16 protein-coding genes are annotated in these 17,713 nt (G+C 67.8%); 6 read left to right on the forward strand and 10 right to left on the reverse strand.

Annotated features, from left to right (window positions below; translation table 11 throughout):
* Positions 1-15 precede the first annotated feature (15 nt).
* From ACPTTF_RS26790 to ACPTTF_RS26825, 8 genes are all read right to left on the reverse strand, one after another.
* On the reverse strand, positions 16-654 hold the full coding sequence (locus ACPTTF_RS26790) for a MarC family protein (RefSeq protein WP_423368895.1): 639 nt from the start codon (positions 652-654) through the stop codon (positions 16-18).
* A 65-nt stretch (positions 655-719) separates the two neighbouring features.
* The gene (locus tag ACPTTF_RS26795) at positions 720-1,694 is read right to left on the reverse strand and encodes an electron transfer flavoprotein subunit alpha/FixB family protein (protein WP_423368896.1); all 975 of its coding nucleotides are present in this window, start codon (positions 1,692-1,694) and stop codon (positions 720-722) included.
* Positions 1,695-1,710: 16 nt separating this feature from the next.
* Positions 1,711-2,460 carry an electron transfer flavoprotein subunit beta/FixA family protein gene (locus tag ACPTTF_RS26800; RefSeq protein WP_423369887.1) on the reverse strand — a complete coding sequence of 250 codons (750 nt, stop codon included), beginning with the start codon at positions 2,458-2,460 and terminating at the stop codon, positions 1,711-1,713.
* Between the two features lie 28 nt (positions 2,461-2,488).
* Positions 2,489-3,217 (reverse strand): NAD(P)H-dependent oxidoreductase, encoded by a 729-nt coding sequence (locus tag ACPTTF_RS26805; RefSeq protein WP_423368897.1) that lies wholly within the window; start codon positions 3,215-3,217, stop codon positions 2,489-2,491.
* Positions 3,218-3,250: 33 nt separating this feature from the next.
* Positions 3,251-4,045: an ABC transporter permease gene (locus ACPTTF_RS26810; protein WP_176051780.1), complete on the reverse strand. Its 795-nt coding sequence runs from the start codon at positions 4,043-4,045 to the stop codon at positions 3,251-3,253.
* 21 nt (positions 4,046-4,066) lie between these two features.
* The gene (locus ACPTTF_RS26815; protein ID WP_423368898.1) at positions 4,067-4,942 is read right to left on the reverse strand and encodes an ABC transporter permease; all 876 of its coding nucleotides are present in this window, start codon (positions 4,940-4,942) and stop codon (positions 4,067-4,069) included.
* A 25-nt stretch (positions 4,943-4,967) separates the two neighbouring features.
* Positions 4,968-6,077 carry an ABC transporter substrate-binding protein gene (locus tag ACPTTF_RS26820; RefSeq protein WP_423368899.1) on the reverse strand — a complete coding sequence of 370 codons (1,110 nt, stop codon included), beginning with the start codon at positions 6,075-6,077 and terminating at the stop codon, positions 4,968-4,970.
* 115 nt (positions 6,078-6,192) lie between these two features.
* Positions 6,193-7,359, reverse strand: a complete 1,167-nt coding sequence (locus ACPTTF_RS26825) for an ABC transporter ATP-binding protein (protein ID WP_423368900.1) — start codon at positions 7,357-7,359, stop codon at positions 6,193-6,195.
* 144 nt (positions 7,360-7,503) lie between these two features.
* Between ACPTTF_RS26825 and ACPTTF_RS26830 the strand changes: the two genes are divergently transcribed.
* The 3 genes from ACPTTF_RS26830 to ACPTTF_RS26840 are packed head-to-tail and all read left to right on the forward strand — an operon-like array spanning position 7,504 to position 11,633.
* Positions 7,504-8,292, forward strand: coding sequence for an enoyl-CoA hydratase/isomerase family protein (locus tag ACPTTF_RS26830; RefSeq protein ID WP_423368901.1), 789 nt, complete (start codon positions 7,504-7,506; stop codon positions 8,290-8,292).
* 3 nt (positions 8,293-8,295) lie between these two features.
* Complete coding sequence (locus ACPTTF_RS26835; protein ID WP_423368902.1) at positions 8,296-9,453, forward strand: acyl-CoA dehydrogenase family protein; 1,158 nt, start codon at positions 8,296-8,298, stop codon at positions 9,451-9,453.
* A 50-nt stretch (positions 9,454-9,503) separates the two neighbouring features.
* Positions 9,504-11,633, forward strand: a complete 2,130-nt coding sequence (locus ACPTTF_RS26840; protein WP_423368903.1) for an acetate--CoA ligase family protein — start codon at positions 9,504-9,506, stop codon at positions 11,631-11,633.
* Positions 11,634-11,705: 72 nt separating this feature from the next.
* On the opposite strand, the gene ACPTTF_RS26845 is transcribed toward ACPTTF_RS26840, so the two are convergent.
* Both ACPTTF_RS26845 and ACPTTF_RS26850 read right to left on the reverse strand, forming a co-directional pair.
* Positions 11,706-13,097, reverse strand: coding sequence for an FAD-binding oxidoreductase (locus tag ACPTTF_RS26845; RefSeq protein ID WP_423368904.1), 1,392 nt, complete (start codon positions 13,095-13,097; stop codon positions 11,706-11,708).
* A gap of 43 nt (positions 13,098-13,140) precedes the next feature.
* A complete protein-coding gene (locus tag ACPTTF_RS26850) occupies positions 13,141-14,271 on the reverse strand; it encodes a porin (protein WP_423368905.1) in 1,131 nt (376 codons plus the stop codon).
* A 262-nt stretch (positions 14,272-14,533) separates the two neighbouring features.
* On the opposite strand from ACPTTF_RS26850, the gene ACPTTF_RS26855 reads away from it, so the two are divergent.
* The 3 genes from ACPTTF_RS26855 to ACPTTF_RS26865 all read left to right on the forward strand — a co-directional run bounded on the left by ACPTTF_RS26855 (position 14,534) and on the right by ACPTTF_RS26865 (position 17,668).
* On the forward strand, positions 14,534-15,112 hold the full coding sequence (locus tag ACPTTF_RS26855) for a thioesterase family protein (protein ID WP_423368906.1): 579 nt from the start codon (positions 14,534-14,536) through the stop codon (positions 15,110-15,112).
* An 18-nt stretch (positions 15,113-15,130) separates the two neighbouring features.
* Entirely contained in the window at positions 15,131-16,618 is a 1,488-nt protein-coding gene (locus tag ACPTTF_RS26860) for an aldehyde dehydrogenase (protein WP_423368907.1), read from the forward strand.
* 366 nt (positions 16,619-16,984) lie between these two features.
* Positions 16,985-17,668, forward strand: coding sequence for an alpha/beta hydrolase (locus ACPTTF_RS26865; RefSeq protein ID WP_423369888.1), 684 nt, complete (start codon positions 16,985-16,987; stop codon positions 17,666-17,668).
* Positions 17,669-17,713 lie beyond the last annotated feature (45 nt).

Genomic DNA, 17,713 nt, shown 5'->3' on the forward strand with positions numbered 1-17,713 from the left:
CAGAGGCCGATGCTGTCAGTGCGCGAGCCCCGGCAGCAGTTCGCGCACGCCTTGCGCGAGCATCTGGAACGCGATCGCGGTGAGCACGATGCCGGACAGCCGCTCGACCAGCGTCCTGCCGATCTCGCCGAGCCGGCGGCACCACGACGCCGAGCACGCATACGTGAGCCCGATCACGCCGGCATGCAGCACACAGGCGGCGCTCAATGCCAGCAGGTCGGCCGGCGTATGGAAGCGCGTCGCCGTCGTGATCACGAGCGACATCACTGCACTGCCGATCGACAGCGGGAAGATCAGCGGCACCGCGATGTAGTTGCGCCATTGCGCATACTCGAGCCGCGTATCGCCGCCGTTGCGCTCGTCGTTCGCCGTCCCGCGCATCATCGGGATCGACCACAGGCACAGCACGAGGCCGCCGGTCAGCGTCAGTGCGCCGAGCGTCAGGCCGAGCATGCGCAGCAGGAACTGCCCGCCCCATACGGCGCCGACCATCAGCGTCGCGATCCACGCGAACAGCCGCAACGCGATCTGCCGCTGCGTCGCGTCCGGGAAATGCCCGGTGACCGCCGCATACATCGGAATCGCGACGGGCGGACAGAACAGCGTCAGCAGGCCCGTCAGGAACAGCAACACGTCGCTCGACGTCAGGGTCATCGTTCGCACTCGGATGCGGTCGGGTGGATGAGAGGCGCAATGGCACGCGTGGCCGTCGTTCGTCGTCAGCCGAGCTCGGCGCAGAGTTCGGGGATCGTCGAGAACAGATCGCCGACGAGGCCGTAGTCGGCCACGCTGAAGATCGGCGCTTCCGGATCCTTGTTGATCGCGACGATCACTTTCGAATCCTTCATGCCGGCCAGATGCTGGATCGCACCCGAGATGCCGACTGCGATGTACAGCTGCGGCGCGACGATCTTGCCGGTCTGGCCGACCTGGTAGTCATTCGGCACGTAGCCGGCGTCGACTGCCGCGCGCGATGCACCCAGTGCCGCGCTAAGCTTGTCCGCCAGCGGCTCCAGCACCTTCGTGTAGTTCTCGCCGCTACCCAGACCACGGCCACCCGACACGATGATCTTCGCGCTGGTGAGTTCCGGACGATCCAGCTTCGTCACTTCACGGCTCACGAATTGCGACTTGCCTGCATCCGCCGCTGCTTCGATCTTCTCGACCGTCGCGCTGCCGCCTTCAGTTGCAACCGGGTCGAAACCCGTCGCACGCACCGTGATGACCTTGATCGGGTCGCTCGACTGCACTGTCGCGATCGCATTGCCCGCGTAGATCGGGCGCTCGAACGTATCGGCCGACACGACCGCCGTAATCTCGGAGATCTGCGCGACATCGAGCTTCGCGGCAATGCGCGGCGCGATGTTCTTGCCATAGGCCGTGGCCGGCGCAAGGATGTGCGAGTAATCCTTCGCGATGTTCAGCGCGGTCGCTTCGATGTTTTCCGCCAGGCCCGCTTCGAGTTGCGGTGCGTCGGCCAGCAGCACCTTCGACACACCTGCGATCTTCGCTGCCGCGTCCGCAGCCGCTTGCACGTTGTGGCCCGCGACCAGCACGTGAATGTCGCCGCCGACGAATTTGCCAATCTCGGTTGCCGCCGCCACCGTGTTCAACGTCGCGGCCTTGATCGACGCGTTGCCCACCGAGGGGGCTCCCGTCGGGGCGTCGTACTCTGCAATCACCAGAATCGTCATTTCCTTGCGCTCCCTCTTACAGCACCTTGGCTTCGGTCTTCAGCTTCTCGACCAGCGTCTTCACGTCCGGCACCTTCACGCCGGCTGCGCGCTTCGGCGGCTCGACCACCTTCAGCGTCTTCAGACGCGGCGCGACATCCACGCCGAGGTCTTCCGGCTTCACGGTTTCCAGCGGCTTCTTCTTCGCCTTCATGATGTTCGGCAGCGTCACGTAGCGCGGTTCGTTCAGGCGCAGGTCCGTCGTCACGACTGCGGGCAGTTGAAGCGACAGCGTTTCCGCACCGCCGTCGACTTCACGTGCAACCGTTGCCTTGCCGTCGGCCACCGTCACCTTCGACGCGAACGTCGCTTGCGGAAGACCCGCCAGCGCAGCCAGCATCTGGCCCGTCTGGTTCGAATCATCGTCGATCGCCTGCTTGCCGAGGATCACGAGCGAAGGTTGCTCCTTGTCGACCAGCGCCTTCAGGATCTTCGCGACGGCCAGTGGCTCGACGCTGTCGTTCGATTCGACGAGGATCGCGCGATCCGCACCGATCGCCAGCGCCGTGCGCAGCGTTTCCTGCGCTTGCGTGACACCCACCGACACGGCGATCACTTCGGTCGCCACGCCCGCTTCCTTCAGGCGCACGGCTTCTTCAACGGCGATTTCGTCGAACGGGTTCATCGACATCTTCACGTTCGCGATGTCGACACCCGTGTTGTCCGACTTCACGCGGACCTTTACGTTGTAATCGACCACCCGCTTCACTGCCACCAGTACCTTGATGCTCATTCATCCCCCGTCATTGGATCGTTCAGTCCTGCGCGGCTTCCTGCGGTGCGCGTTCGCGCGGCCGCATGTCGCCGTCGAAATCGTCGAGCGTCGGGAACGCCATCGGTTCCAGCCGGTCGAGCTGCGCCAGGTACGCGTCGTAGCGTTCGAGCACGGCCGCGCGCTCGGCGTCGCCGATATACGGCACGTGATAACCGACGAACGACGGCAGCACGTCGAAACCCGCATAACCGAGCGTGCCGCGCAGCACGTGGCGCAGCATCAGGTCCATCTCGCCGTGTACGCCGTCCGCACCGAACATGGTGTCGCGGCCGCCGCACGTGTAGGCGAGCAGTGCGCGCTTGCCGCGCATCCCGCCGCGATCGTAGAAACGCACGCCGCCGTACACCTTGCCCGACACGAGCACGCGGTCGATCCAGCCTTTCATGATCGCCGGCATCGAGCACCAGAACAGCGGGAAGCTCAGGATCAACAGGTCGCACGCGATCAGCTTGTCGAGTTCGGCAGCGATGTCGGGCGCGATCGCGTGCGCGGAAACGTTCTCGCGCTGCTCCAGCGCATAAACGAGATAGTCCGGGTTCTTTCGCACGCCGAAATCGGCCGCGCTCGCGACCGGGTTCCACTCCATCGCGTACAGGTCGGACACCGTCACGGTATGCCCCTGCGCTTCGAGCGTGCTCACCGCGCGATGCAGCATCGACGTCGTGAACGACTGCGATTCGGGATGGGCGTGAACGATCAGGACTTTCATGGTGCTTTTCTTCTCCGCAACATAACGTTGAAATCAGACGGACCCGGCCGCGCGCTTGCGCAGCAGCGACAGGCCGATCGCGACACAGGTGGCCGCCAGCAGCAGCGTGGAGACCGACGCGATCGCCGGATCGACGTTCTCGCGCATCCCGTCCCACATGCGGCGCGGCAGCGTATAGACACCCCGGCTCGAAATGAACAGCGTGACGACCAGTTCGTCCCACGACAGGATGAACGCGAACACGGCCGCCGACAGCACGCCGGGCCGGATCGACGGCAGGATCACGTAGCGCAGCGTCTGCGCGAGGTTCGCGCCGAGGCTGCGTGATGCCTGCTCGATCCGCAGGCCAACCGTCGCAAGTGACGCGGACACCGCGACGACCACGTACGGCACCGACAGCACGACATGCGACAGGATCACCGCCGGATAGCTGTCGAGCATCCCGAGCTCGCCCCACAGCCGGTAGAACGCGAGCGCCGACACGATCGGCGGCACGATCAGCGGAAACAGGATCACGCCGCGCACCAGCTCGCCGCGCCGCGATGCGACCTTCCACAAGCCGATCGCGCACAAGGTGCCGAGCGTCACCGAGATCGCCGACGAAACGAGCGCGATCAGTCCGCTCTGCAGGAAACTCGACACCCAGCCGTCGTCGTCGAGCAGCACGCTGTAATGCCGCAGCGACAGCGCGCCGTCCGGCATCGACAGGTAGTCGCTCGGCGTCAGCGACACGGGCACCGACACGAGCAGCGGCAGCATCAGGAACAGGATCGCGGCCCATGCGATGCCGATCACCAGCGCGCGGCCGGCCGTCAGTCTGGTCTTCATCTTCGATTCCTCCGGTCGGATTCAGCGCGCGCCGAACAGCTCGCGCAGGTCGACGAAACGCGCAAGCAGCGCGAGCGCGGCCAGGATCGACGCCAGCAGCAACGACGCGAGCGCCGCCCCGCTGCCCCAGTTCATGAGCTGCAGGATCTGCGTGCTGATGTATTCGGCGATCATCACCGTGCGTCCGCCGCCGAGAATCACCGGCGTCACGTAGAAGCCGAGCGAGAAGATGAACACGAGGATCGCCGCGCCGACGATGCCCGGCCGCGTCTGCGGGAAATACACCTTGCGGAACGTGACGAGCGCGCCCGCGCCGAGCCCCTGCGATGCGCGCGCGAGCTGCGGGTCGATGCCTTTCATGTTCGCGTACAGCGGTAGCACCGCGTACGGGATCATGAAGTGGATCATCCCGATCACGACCCCGATCTCGTTGCGCATCAGCGGCAGCGGCGCGTCGATCAGCCCGATGCGCATCAGCAGCGTGTTGACGAGCCCCTGTTCGCCGAGCAGGAACAGCCACGAGAACGCGCGCACCAGCACCGACGCCCAGAACGGCACGAGCAGCCCGAACATCAGCGCCATCCGCTGGCGCGGCCCGACGTGCGCCATCGCATACGCGATCGCGTAGCCGAGCGCGACCGAGCACACGGTCGTGACCGCGCATACGCGCAGCGTCGTCCACAGCACGCGGTGCACGCCACGGTTGTCCAGCAGCCGCGCGTAGTTGTGCAGGCCGGGCTCCGGCACCGTGAAGCCGAGCCACAGCACGCGCACGAGCGGATACACGTACAGCACGATCAGCACCGCGAGCAGCGGCACGACCAGCAGCCAGTAGCGGTCGGCTTTCGCGCGACCGAGCGGGGCGGCGCCCGCGACAGGGGAAGACAGGGTATTCATGGCGTCACACTCACGAGGCGGCGGCTCAGGACGACATCAGGTCGGTGTACTGCGCGAGCGTCGCTTCGTAATGCTGTGCCCACCACTCGGGGTTCACCTTGCACTGCTTCGCCCAGTTCTCCGGCGTGCCGGGATTGTCCGCGCGCAGCGCCTGCGGCACGGCGGCCGTCGCGGCCGGCGTCACCGGCCCGTTGCCGAGCAGCGACAGCAGGCGCACCTGCGGCTCGATGCCCTGCACGAACTTGATGAACTGCCACACCGCGTCGCCCGACGGATTGTTCTTCGGCACGCCCCACACGTCGCACGACGCGAGCCCCTGCTCCCACGTATAGCGGAACCGCCCGCTGCTCTCGCGCTGCAGCACGTTCGCGCGCGTATGCCAGATGCACGCCATGCTGACTTCGCCGTTGCGCAGCAATTGCAGGCTGTCCGCGCCGGAATCCCACAGCAGCACGTTCGAGCGCAGTTCCTTGAGCTTCTTCATTGCGCGCGGCACGTCGATCGGATAGACCTTGTCCTTGTCGACGCCGTCGGCCATCAGCGCGGCCTCGAGCGCGCCGCCCATCCACTTCCACAACCCGCGCTTGCCTGGAAACTTGCCGACGTTCCAGAAATCGGCCCAGTTCTTCGGCGGATTCGCGCCGAACTTGCGCGCGTCGTAGACGAGCACGTAGCTCAACAGATACGACGGCACGCCGAAATCCGATGCGAGCCCCGGCAACGCATTGCGGCCGACGACCGAATAATCGATCGGCCGCAGGAACCCCTGCTTGCCGAGCTTGATCGCCGCGAAACCGTCGAGATCCATCACGTCCCAGATCACGTTCCGGTTCTCGACCATCGCCTTGATCTTGCCGTCCTCCGGCGACGAGTCGTAACCCATCCTGATCCCGCTCGCCTTCGTGAACGGGTCCATATAGGCGGAGCGGAACGCGGAACGTGCCTCGCCGCCCCACGCGCTGAGCACGATTTCCTTCGGGTTCGCGGCCAGCGCGTCCTTCGCGCCCGCCGCCAGCAGCGTCGGCGCGAGGCCGGCGGCCGCGCACAGCCGGAGGAAGTCGCGGCGGCGTTGCGATGGCGCGGATTGAAGTTCGCGTGCCTGGTCGAGCAGGTCCTGCAGATGGCGGTTCGTCATGGTGTCTCCTCCTGGCTGGGCAGCGCCCGCACGCATCTCGTCGTTTCCGGGCACCGTTGAATCGGCCGGCGACGCGGGCACTCGCCGCGTCGCGCGGGATGCATCGTTCGTCGCGTCAGTCCGACGCGATCCGGCAAGTCGCGTCGCGCTCCCACTGCACGAATACGTCCATGCCGGTGCGCGGCGACGCGAGTCCGCGCCATGCGGGCACGTCGGCGGTCACGCAGCCGAGCGCCGCGGTCTCGATCTCGAAGCGGTACGACGAACCGAAATAGCTCCAGTGGCGAATCCGGCCGGCCACTTCGTTGTGCACGCCGCCGCACGATGTGGCGGAGACACCGACCTTCTCCGGCCGCAGCGCGAACAGCAGCGCGTCGTCCGGCCGCGCGCCGCAGGCGGGCGCGACAAACCGCGCGTCGCCGACGCGATAGTGCGTCGCCGTGCCATCGCCGCCGAGCGCGACAGCTTCGATGAAGTTGCTCTTGCCGAGGAAATCGGCGACGAAGCGGTTGGCCGGCTGTTCGTACAGCCCGTCCGGCGTCCCGATCTGTTCGAGCCGGCCGTCGCGCATGATCGCGATGCGGTCCGACATCGACAGCGCCTCCTCCTGGTCGTGCGTGACGAACAGGAACGTCGCACCGAGCCGTTCGTGCAGCGCCTTGAGTTCGACCTGCACCTCGCCGCGCAGCTTGCGGTCGAGCGCGCCGAGCGGTTCGTCGAGCAGCACGAGATCGGGATCGAACACCAGCGCGCGCGCAATCGCGACGCGCTGCTGCTGGCCGCCGGACAACTGGCGCGGCAAACGGTCCGCGAGATGGCCGAGCCGCACGAGATCGAGCGCGGCCTTCACACGCTTCACCGCGTCGGGCCCCTTCTGCTTGCGCACCATCAGCGGATACGCGACGTTCTGCTCGACCGTCATGTGCGGAAACAGCGCATAACCCTGGAACACCATCCCGAAGTTGCGTTTCTCGGGCGGCAACCCGACGATGCTGCGGCTGCCAACCCGCAGGTCGCCGGTGGTCGGATGCTCGAAGCCCGCGACGATCGTCAGCAACGTCGTCTTGCCGGAACCCGACGGCCCGAGGATCGTCAGGAATTCGCCGCGCGGAATGTCGATCGTCGTTTCCCGCAGCGCCTGCACGCTGCCGTAGCGCTTCGACACGCGGTCGATCTGCAGGCCCGCGCCGCTCGCCGTGCGCCCCGCCGATTCCGCATGAACCGGATGCGCACCGGGCCTTCCCTGCTCCACACCTGCCGACGTCTCCATCACCGCGCTCATCGTGTGTCTCCTGGTCAACTCACATTTGGGTTGAACGTTCATTTAACAGAACTTATACTATGCCGAAATGCGGTTCGCAAGTAGCGGCGACCCTTGCCGGCTCTGACACACACAACACCCAACACCAAGGAGACAGTGATCAGTATGAGCAACGAGGACATCCGAATCGAACGGCACGACGGCGTCGTGACGCTTCGCCTGAACCGCCCGGCGAAGCGCAATTCGCTCGCGCGGCCGCATCTCGACTTTCTTCGCGACACGCTCGACGCGCTCGCGAACGACCCGGCCGTGCGCTGCCTCGTGCTGACCGGCACCGGCAGCGCGTTCTGCGCGGGCGCGGACGTCGACGAATGGGCCGAGGCCGAGCGCAACGGCGAACTCGACACCTACGGCTGGAGTGAGCGCGCGCACCGGTTCGTCGAAGCGCTGGCCGCCTTTCCGCGCCCCACCGTCGCGGCGCTGAACGGCTCGACGGTCGGCGCCGGCGCCGACATCGGCTTCGCCTGCGACTTCCGCATTGCGAGCACGGCCGCAACGCTGCGCTGCGGCTATACGGGCATGGGCTACAGCCCCGACATGGGCGGCAGCTGGTTCCTGCCGCGTCTCGCACGGCCCGACGTCGTGCGCCGCTACATCTTCCTGAACGAACGCTGGAACGCGCAGGACGCGCTCGCGGCCGGCTTCGTGTCGGATGTCGTCGATGCCGACGCGTTCGCGCAGCACGTCGCCGCCTTCGCCGCACGTCTCGCGCAAGGGCCGAGCGTCGCGTTCGGCCATGCGAAGGCGCTGCTCGCGCAGTCGCTCACCCACACCCTCGCCGAGCAGTTGCGCGGCGAGCTGGCGGCCTGCGTCGCTTGCGGTCACAGCGAGGACGGCCAGGAAGCGCTTCGCGCGTCGGTCGAGGGGCGCGCACCTAATTTTGTCGGGAGATGATTCATGGATTTTTCGCTGACTCATGAGCAGGAAATGCTGGTGTCGTCGCTGCGTCAGTTCGTCGAGAAGGAACTGCAGCCCCATGAATTCGCGGTCGACCGTGCGGACGACGTGCCGCCCGAACTCGCCGATTCGATCCGCCGCAAGGCGCTCGAACTGGGTTTCTACGCGTTCAACATGCCCGAAAGCGCCGGCGGCCCCGGTCTCGACTACCTGACGCAGGCGCTCGTCGAGCGCGAGCTCGGCCGCACGAGCTGGGCGCTGCACGTGTTCGTCGCGCGGCCGAGCAAGATCCTGATGGCCTGCAAGGGCGACCAGATCGAGCGCTACCTGAAACCGACCGTGCGCGGCGAGCGCGTGGACTGCTTCGCGCTGACCGAGCCGGGCGCCGGTTCCGACGCGATGGGCATCCGCACGCGCGCGGTGCGCGACGGCGACGACTACGTGATCAACGGCAGCAAGCACTTCATCAGCCACGCGGATACGGCCGATTTCGTGATCCTGTTCGCCGTCACCGGCGAGGAGGAAGTGCGCGGCCAGAAACGCAAGCGCGTGACCTGCTTCCTGATCGACAAGGACACGCCGGGCATGACCGTGCGGCGCGGCCCGCACTGCACGAGCCTGCGCGGCTACCACCAGTCGGAGATCTTCCTGACCGACTGTCGCGTCAGCACCGCACAGATCCTCGGCGAAGAGCATCGCGGCTTCGAGCTCGCGAACGACTGGCTCACCGCCGGCCGCGTGATGGTCGCGGCCAACAACATCGGCCGCGCGCAGCGCGCGTTCGAGATGGCCGCCGAATGGGCCGCGACGCGCCACCAGTTCGGCAAGCGCATCGGCGAATTCCAGGGCACGTCGTTCAAGCTCGCCGACATGCAGACCGAAATCCGCGCGGCGGAACTCGTCACGCTCTACACCGCGCAGAAGCTCGACCTGGGCACGATGACCGACGGCGACGCCGCGCTCGCGAAGCTGCTGGCGACCGAAACGCTCGGCCGCGTGACCGATCATGCGGTGCAGATCTACGGCGGCATGGGGCTGATGGACGAACTGCCGATCGAGCGCTTCTGGCGCGATGCGCGCATCGAGCGCATCTGGGAAGGCACGTCCGAGATCCAGCGGCACATCCTGTCCAAGGAAATCCTCAGACGCTACAGCTGACGCGAACCGTCGCGCCGGCAGGCCCGGCGCGACTTCCGAAAGGACTTTTCATGACTTCCTCTCCCGCAGTCAGGGATCGCCGCACCACCGCCGCGGCCAACCTGCGCCGGCTGCTCGAGCCGGCCAGCCTCGCGTTCGTCGGCGGACGCGGCATCGCGGGCGCCGTGCAGCGCTGCCGCGACTTCGGTTACGCCGGCGATATCTGGCTCGTCAACCCGAACCATGCCGACATCGACGGCGTACGCTGCCATGCGAGCGTCGCCGACCTGCCCGCCGCGCCCGACGCCGTGTTCGTCGCGGTGCCCGCGCGCCAGGCGATCGACGTCGTGCGCGCGCTCGCCGAACGCGGCGCGGGCGGCGCGATCGTGTACGCGTCGGGTTTCTCCGAGACCGGCGCCGACGGCGCCGCGCTGCAGCAAGCGCTCGTCGACGCGGCCGGTGACATGGCCGTGCTCGGGCCGAACTGCTACGGCCTGATCAACGGCCTGAACGGCAGCGCGCTGTGGCCTGTTGCGCACGGCGCGCCGCGTGTCGAATCCGGTGTCGCCGTGATCACGCAGAGCGGCAACCTCGCGTACAACCTGTCGATGAGTGCACGCTCGGTGCCGTTCGCGTACCTCGCAAGCGTCGGAAACCAGGCATCGGTCGACATCGCGCGCCTCGTCGATGCGTTCGTCGACGATCCGCGTATCCGCGCGATCGGCGTGCATCTCGAAGGCCTGAAGGACGTGCGTGCGTTCAGCGAGGCCGCCGCACGCGCGCTCGCACGCGGCGTGCCGATCGTCGCGCTGAAGAGCGGCACGTCGACGCTCGGCGCGCAGCTCGCGATGAGCCACACGAGTTCGCTCGCGGGCTCGGACGCGCTGTACGACGCGCTGTTCCGGCGGCTCGGCGTGATCCGCGTGAAGGACCCGGTCGGCCTCGTCGAGACGCTGAAGCTGCTCGCGATCGCCGGTGTGCCCGAGCGCCGCACGCTGGCCGCGCTCGCAACGTCCGGCGGCGACGCGGGGCTCGTCGCCGATCTCGGCGAAGCACGCGGCATTGCGTTCCCGCCGGTCGGCGACGCGGGCCGCGACGCGCTCGGCAACGTGCTGCCCGCCTACGCGACGATCGCGAACCCGCTCGACTTCACGACGACGCCGTGGGGCGACCCCGACAAGATGCGCGCATGCTGCGACGCGCTGCTGGCCGATCGCCCGGGCGCGGCCGCGATGATCCTCGACTATCCGCAGGACGTGACCGGCGAACGGCCGCTGTGCGACATCGCGGCCGGCGCGTTCGCGGCGTCCGCGCGCCAGCACGGCGTGGTCGGCGCGGTCATTTCGGTGTTTCCCGACCTGACGCCGCCCGATCACGCGGCACGCATGGCCGCGGCCGGCATCGCGCCGCTGCAAGGGCTCGCCGAAGGGATCGACGCGATCGGTGCAGCCATGACCTACGGTGACACGCGCCGCCGCATCCTCGACGCCGATGCGCTGAACGCACTGCCCGTACTGCGGGCCGGTCATGGCGACGACAGCACCGCCACGCTGCACGACGAATGGGCAAGCAAGCGGATGCTGGCCGCGCACGGGCTCGACGTGCCGCCAGCCGAATGCGTCGCCCCCGCCGATGCGCCGGCCGCCGCCGAGCGGCTCGGCTTTCCGGTGTGCGTGAAGGTCGTCAGCGATCGCCTGCCGCACAAGACCGAAGCCGGCGCGGTCGCGTTGAAGCTCGCGTCGCCGGAGGCTGTCGCCACCGCGGTCGAGCGGATGACCGAACAAGTCGCGCGTCATGCGCCTGACGTGCGTGTCGAGCGCATCCTGGTCGAAAAAATGGCCGACGCGCCGCTGCTCGAACTGATCGTCGGCGTGAAGCGCGAGCCGAACTTCGGTCTCGCGCTCGTGCTCGGCGCCGGCGGCGTGCTGGTCGAACTGATCCGCGACTCCGCGACACTGCTGCTGCCGGTACGGGAAAGCGACGTGCGCGATGCGCTGCTCGGGCTGAAGCTCGGGCCGCTGCTGACCGGCTATCGCGGGCGGCCGAAGGCCGATCTCGACGCCGTCGTCGCGAACGTGATGGCAATCGCGCGCTTCGCGCAGGCGCACGCGGACACGCTCGTCGAACTGGACGTCAATCCGCTGCTGGCGATGGAACACGGCGCGGTGGCGGTCGATGCGCTGGTGAGGCTCGACACGTAACGCCGGTCTGAAGTGCGCCGGCCCGCTCGCGTTTTACGCGGGCGGGCCGGTATCGATCGGGCGGAACGAAGCTCAGAGCACCTTGCCGGGATTGAGCAGCCCGAGCGGATCGAATGCGTGCTTGAGCCTGCGCATCGCGGCCACCTCGGCGTCGCTGCGCGAGCAGCCGAGCCAGTCGCGCTTGTAGCGCCCGATTCCGTGCTCGGCCGACACCGATCCGCCCGCATCGCGCACCAGCGGATACAGCACCGCGTCGACGTCGTGCGCGCTTTCACCCTTCGCATACGGCGCCGATACGCAAACATGCAGGTTGCTGTCGCCGAGATGCCCGAAGAAGAACACGTGCGCGCCGGGCCAGCGCATCGTCAGCGCGCGATCGCACCCGTCGATGAACGCCGCCGTCTCGCGCGGCGGAATCCCCACGTCGAAATTCACCAGGCCGGGCAGTGCGTCGATCGCGAGCCCTTCCCGCAGCGTCCAGAACGCCTGCCCGTCCGCGGCGCTCTGCGCGAGTGCCGCATCGTCGATCAGCCCGCGCTCGAGCCAGCCGGCCAGCACGGTTTCGAACCGCCCGGCGGTCTGCGCCGCGTCGCCGCTCGCGCACTCGATCAGCACCTTGACGCCGCCGTCCGCCGGCAACGGCGCACGCAGGCCTGGCGTGTGTTCGGCGACGTAGCCGTAGAACGCCGGCCACATCGTCTCGAAACTCAGCAAGTCCGCGCACGACGCCCGCGCGTCGCGCAGCAGCGCGAGCGCCGCGGCCGTGTCGCGCACCGCGCACAGTGCGGTCGACGGTGCGGCGAGCTTCGAATGCAGCCGCAGCACGACACGCGTGACGATGCCGAGCGTGCCTTCGCTGCCGACGAAGATCTGCCGCAGGTCGTACCCCGCGTTGTTTTTCAGCAGCTTGTTCAGCGAGGCCAGCACGGTGCCGTCGGCCAGCACCACTTCGAGGCCGAGCACCTGTTCACGCGTGGTGCCGTAGCGGATCACGCGGTTGCCGCCCGCGTTGGTCGCGACATTGCCGCCGATCTGGCACGAGCCGCGCGCGCCGAGATCGATGCCGAGCGCGAACCCCGCCTCGTCCACCGCCTGTTGCAAATCCTGCAGCGTGGTACCGGCCCAGGCCGTGACGGTCGCCGCGTCCGCGTCGATCTCGACGATGCCCGTCAACCGCTCGAGCGACAGCACGACGTCCCCCTCGGCCGGCGCAGCGCCGGCGGCGAGCCCCGTCATCCCGCCTTGCGGCACGATCGTCTGCCGGTATGCGGTGCAGATCGCGAGCGCGCGGCTCACGTCGCCGACGCTGCGCGGCCGCAGCAACGCACGCGGCCGCGCGCCCGGCGCTTCGCCGTAGTTCGTGAAATGACGCGCGCCGATCGCGTCGCCCGTGCTCACGCAATCGTCGCCGAGCGCATCGCGCAGCGCGGCGACGACGTCGCCGTTCGAGGAAAAATCGGACATGGTCGACGGGGCCGGCCGTTCCCGGCCCATGGAAAAAGAAGGATCAGAAGTTGTGCCGCATGCCGACGCGCGCGGCGGCCTGCGTGCGGCTCGTCGACGGCGCGAAGCTGTAGCCGATCACCGCGTCGACGCCGTTCGACGCGCGCATCCAGTCGACGGCCGCATACACGTCGGTGCGCTTCGACAGCGCGTAGTGCGTCCCCAGCGCGACCTCGTGCCAGTGATGGCCTTCGAACGTCGTGTACTGGTAGCCCGCGACGAGCGACAGCGGCGCGGTCGCCTGGTACACGCCGCCCGCCTCGTACACGCGCATCGTCGACGATTGCCCGTAGCCCTTGAACGTCGTGTTGCTGAAGTCGGCGTTGAGCGTCAGCTTGCCGAGCGTGTACGATGCGCCGATCCCGAAGATCGACTGCGAATTGATCGCAAACGGCGTCGAGTCGTGCAGGTCGGTGACGGCGCCCGTCGCCGGATCGATCGTCGCGACCGTCTGCCCGAGCATCGTCGTCACGCCCATCTGCGCATACGGGTCGAGCGCCGCGAGCCCGCGCGGCGAATTGAGCCGCGTATAGTTGCCGCCCGCCGAGAAATCGCCTTGCGTATAGGTCGCGCCGACGCTCCACGCACTGCCGTCGTGGAAACTGCCCGCGTCGTTGCTGAACGAGTACATGCCGCCGACCACCAGCCCGTGGAAGCTGTTGCTGACGAACTTCACCGCGTTCTGCAGCCGGTCGCCGCTCTGGCGGTCGAAATCGCCGAGGTGCACGCCGTAGCCGCTGCCGAACGCGCTGACGTTGAACGCCGCCGTGAAGTCGAATGCGAAGTCGTACTGATTGCCGAACGTCAGCGTGCCCCAGTCGTTGCCGAGCCCCACGTAAGCCTGGCGCCCGAACATCGCGCCGCCCTGGTTCAGCTTGCCCGTGCCGAGCCGGAAGCCGTTCTCGAGCTTGAACACGGCCTTGTTGCCGCCGCCGAGATCCTCGGTGCCCATCAGGCCGACGCGGTTGCCGTACGACACGCCGTCGTCGAACAGGTACGCATGCGCGCCGCCCGTATTGTTCACGTAGGTGATGCCGCCGTCGATGATCCCGTACAGCGAGACGCTGCTCTGCGCGTGCGCATAGCCGTGAGCCATCACCGACATCATGCCGGCCAGCAGGAAGCGTTTCTTCATTTCCGGTGTCTCCAGTTTCCGCGCGATGCGGATCGATTGTCGTTGTTCGTGAAAGACCGCCCGCCTGCTTCGCTTCGGCATCGCGGCGCTGGCGAGTATAGGTTTCGTTGAATGAATGTTCAATCGATTGAGGTGTCGATCGGCACCGGTGTTTACACGCATCGGCGATATCTTTATTGAAAAAACGTTCAACCCGTCATAACATCGGCCGGCAGCCCCGCGGACGACATGCGGGCCCGTTCCGAACCTCGGAGTGCACCGGATGACGCACCACCTCAGCCCCGCCGCCGAGCCGCGCCTGCGCTCGGCCTACGAAGGACAGAAGTCTCGCCCGTACGACCCCGCCGCGCCGATCGCGACGCCGCTCGAACTGCACCGCTGCACCGTGCAGCCCGAATGGGTCGACTACAACGGCCACATGAGCGAATCGTGCTATCTGCTCGTGTTCGGCGACAGCAGCGACGCGTTCTTCCGCTACTTCGGCATCGACGACGACTATCGCGAATCCGGCCGCTCGATCTATTCGGCGGAGACGCACATCCGTCACCTGGGAGAAGCGATGCTCGGCGAACCGCTCAGGCTGACGCTGCGTCTGCTCGATGTCGACGACCGGCGCCTGCACGTGTTCCATTCGATGCATCACGCGACGACCGGCGCGCAGCTCGCGACCGGCGAGCAACTGCTGACGCACGTCGACATGCGCGCGAAGCGTTCCGCGCCGTTTCCCGACACGATGCGCCGGCATCTCGACGCGATTCACGCCGAACACGCACGCGCACCGCACGAACCTCATGCGGGCCGCGCAATCGCGATCCGCCGCCCCGCCCCCGCTTCACGCTGAACCAAGACGGAGCCTTCCATGCAGACGAACGACGCCTGGCGCACGCGCGCCGGCCAACTCGAAATCGAATCGCGCGCCTTTGTGGACGGCGCGTTCCGCGACGCACACGACGGTGCGACCTTCGCATGCACGAGCCCGATCGACGGCCGCGTGCTCGCCCAGGTCGCGCATTGCCGGCAGGCCGACGCCGACCTCGCGGTCGCGGCCGCGCGGCGTGCGTTCGAGCACGGCGCATGGCGCGGCGCGACGCCGCGCGAACGCAAGCGCGTACTGCTGCGCTGGGCCGCGCTGATCCGCGAGCACGCGGACGATCTCGCGCTGCTCGAAACGCTCGACACCGGCAAGCCGATCGCCGATACGACCGCGGTCGACATTCCGTCCACCGCGTATTGCGCCGAGTGGTTCGCGGAAGCGATCGACAAGACCGGCGGCGAAGTCGTGCCGGCCGACGCGCATCTCGTCGGGCTCGTCACGCGCGAGCCGATCGGCGTGGTCGCCGCGGTCGTGCCGTGGAATTTCCCCGCGATGATCGCGATGTGGAAATGCGCGCCCGCGCTCGCGGCCGGCAACAGTGTCGTGCTGAAGCCGTCGGAGAAATCGCCGCTGAGTGCGCTGCGGCTCGCCGCGCTCGCGGCGCAGGCCGGGTTGCCGGCCGGCGTGCTCAACGTGCTGCCGGGCTTCGGCGACGCGGGCGAAGCGCTCGCGCGCCATCCGGACGTGGACTGCATCGCGTTTACCGGCTCGACCGCGGTCGGCCACAAGGTCGCGCGCTGCGCGGCCGATTCGAACCTGAAGCGCGTGTGGCTCGAACTCGGCGGCAAGTCGCCGCAGATCGTGCTGCCCGACTGCCCCGACCTCGACCGCGCGGCACGCACCGTCGCGCATGCGGTGTTCTACAACACCGGGCAGATGTGCACGGCCGGCTCGCGCCTGCTGGTCCACCGCGCGATCCGCGACGCGTTGGTCGCGCGCGTGCTCGAGATCGCGCCCGAATACGCACCTGGCGACCCGCTGTCGCCCGACACGCGGATGGGCAGCCTGATCGACGCGGCGCAGGTCGAGCGCGTGCTCGGTTATGTCGAGGCCGGCCGCGACGAGGCGACGCTGCTGGCGGGCGGCAAGCGTGCGCGTACCGCGAGCGGCGGCCAGTACGTCGAGCCGACCGTATTCGACTGCCCGCGCGCCGACGCGCGGATCGTACGCGAGGAAATCTTCGGGCCCGTGCTCGCGGTCACGACTTTCGACGATCTCGATACGGCCATCGCGCTCGCCAACGACACGCGCTACGGGCTCGCGGCTTCGGTGTGGACAGCAAACTTGACGACCGCGCACGAAACCGCACGCCGGCTGCGGGCCGGTACGGTGTGGGTGAACGGCTACGAGGAAACCGACGACATGAACTTCCCGTTCGGCGGCTTCAAGGAGTCGGGCAACGGGCGTGACAACTCGCTGCACGCGCTGGAGAAATACACGGAGCTGAAGTCGACGATCATCCGGCTGCGGTAGCGCGAAACGGGCAGCGCTCGCGGGCCGGACCGCGAGCGCGTAGCGAGCGGGATTCGGCGGGCGGGATTCCGCACCGGTCGCTGCATGACCGCAATGCGGTCAGCCTTCGCGCGGCACGGCGAGCCAGTCTTCGACTTGCAGCCCAGGGACGCGCTCGAATGGATGACGAGCCGTCCGATCGGCCGGTTTTCCGCGGATGCCCGTGCCTTCGGCCTGCTCCGTGCGTTCGACATTGACGATCTGTCCCCGACATGAACCGTGACCGGATTCATTCCCATCAGGAAACAATCAATCGCACACCGGCGATTCACCTCCCCGCCCGCACGCTCTAGACTGTCGCATCGCTTCTCATCCCGGATTCACGCAATGACCGACGTCCTGCCGCTGACCACCGACCCCGAATCGGGCCTCGAATACCGGCTGCGCCCGGCTGCCGGCCGCCCCGTTGCCCGCCTGTTGCTGCTGCATGGCGTCGGCGGCAACGAAACCAACCTGCTGAACGTGGCCGGCGTCATCGATCCGCGCATCGAAATCGCGTTCCTGCGCGGTCCGCTCACGTTCGGGCCCAACCAGCACGCGTGGTTTCCGGTGCGTTTCGGCCCGAACGGCCCCGAAATCGACGCGGCCCGCGCGGACGAAAGCCGCATCCAGCTGATCACGCTGCTGCGTGCCTTCCGCGCCCGCGATGACGCGGACTCCGCATTGCCGACCGTGATCGCCGGCTTCAGCCAGGGCGGCATCATGAGCGCGGGCGTCGGCCTTACGTCGCCGGACGATGTCAGCGCGTTCGCCGTGCTGTGCGGGCGCATCCTGCCTGAAATCGATCCGCTGATCGCGCCGCGCGATGCGCTTCGCCCGCTCCACGCGTTGATCGTGCACGGCCGTTTCGACGACAAGCTGCCCGTCTCGTGGGCCGAGACCGCCGATGCGAAGCTCACGGCGCTCGGCGTCGCACACGATACGCGGCTGTACGAGGCCGGCCACGAACTGACCGCGGAGATGGCCCGCAATTTCGGCCGCTGGATCGGCGAACGCGCCGGCTTGAACTGACCGCACCGGCGCGCCGGCCGCACACGGGCCGGCACGCCCGCGCGT

This window comes from Burkholderia crassaminum (assembly GCF_964265005.1).
Lineage (GTDB): Bacteria > Pseudomonadota > Gammaproteobacteria > Burkholderiales > Burkholderiaceae > Burkholderia.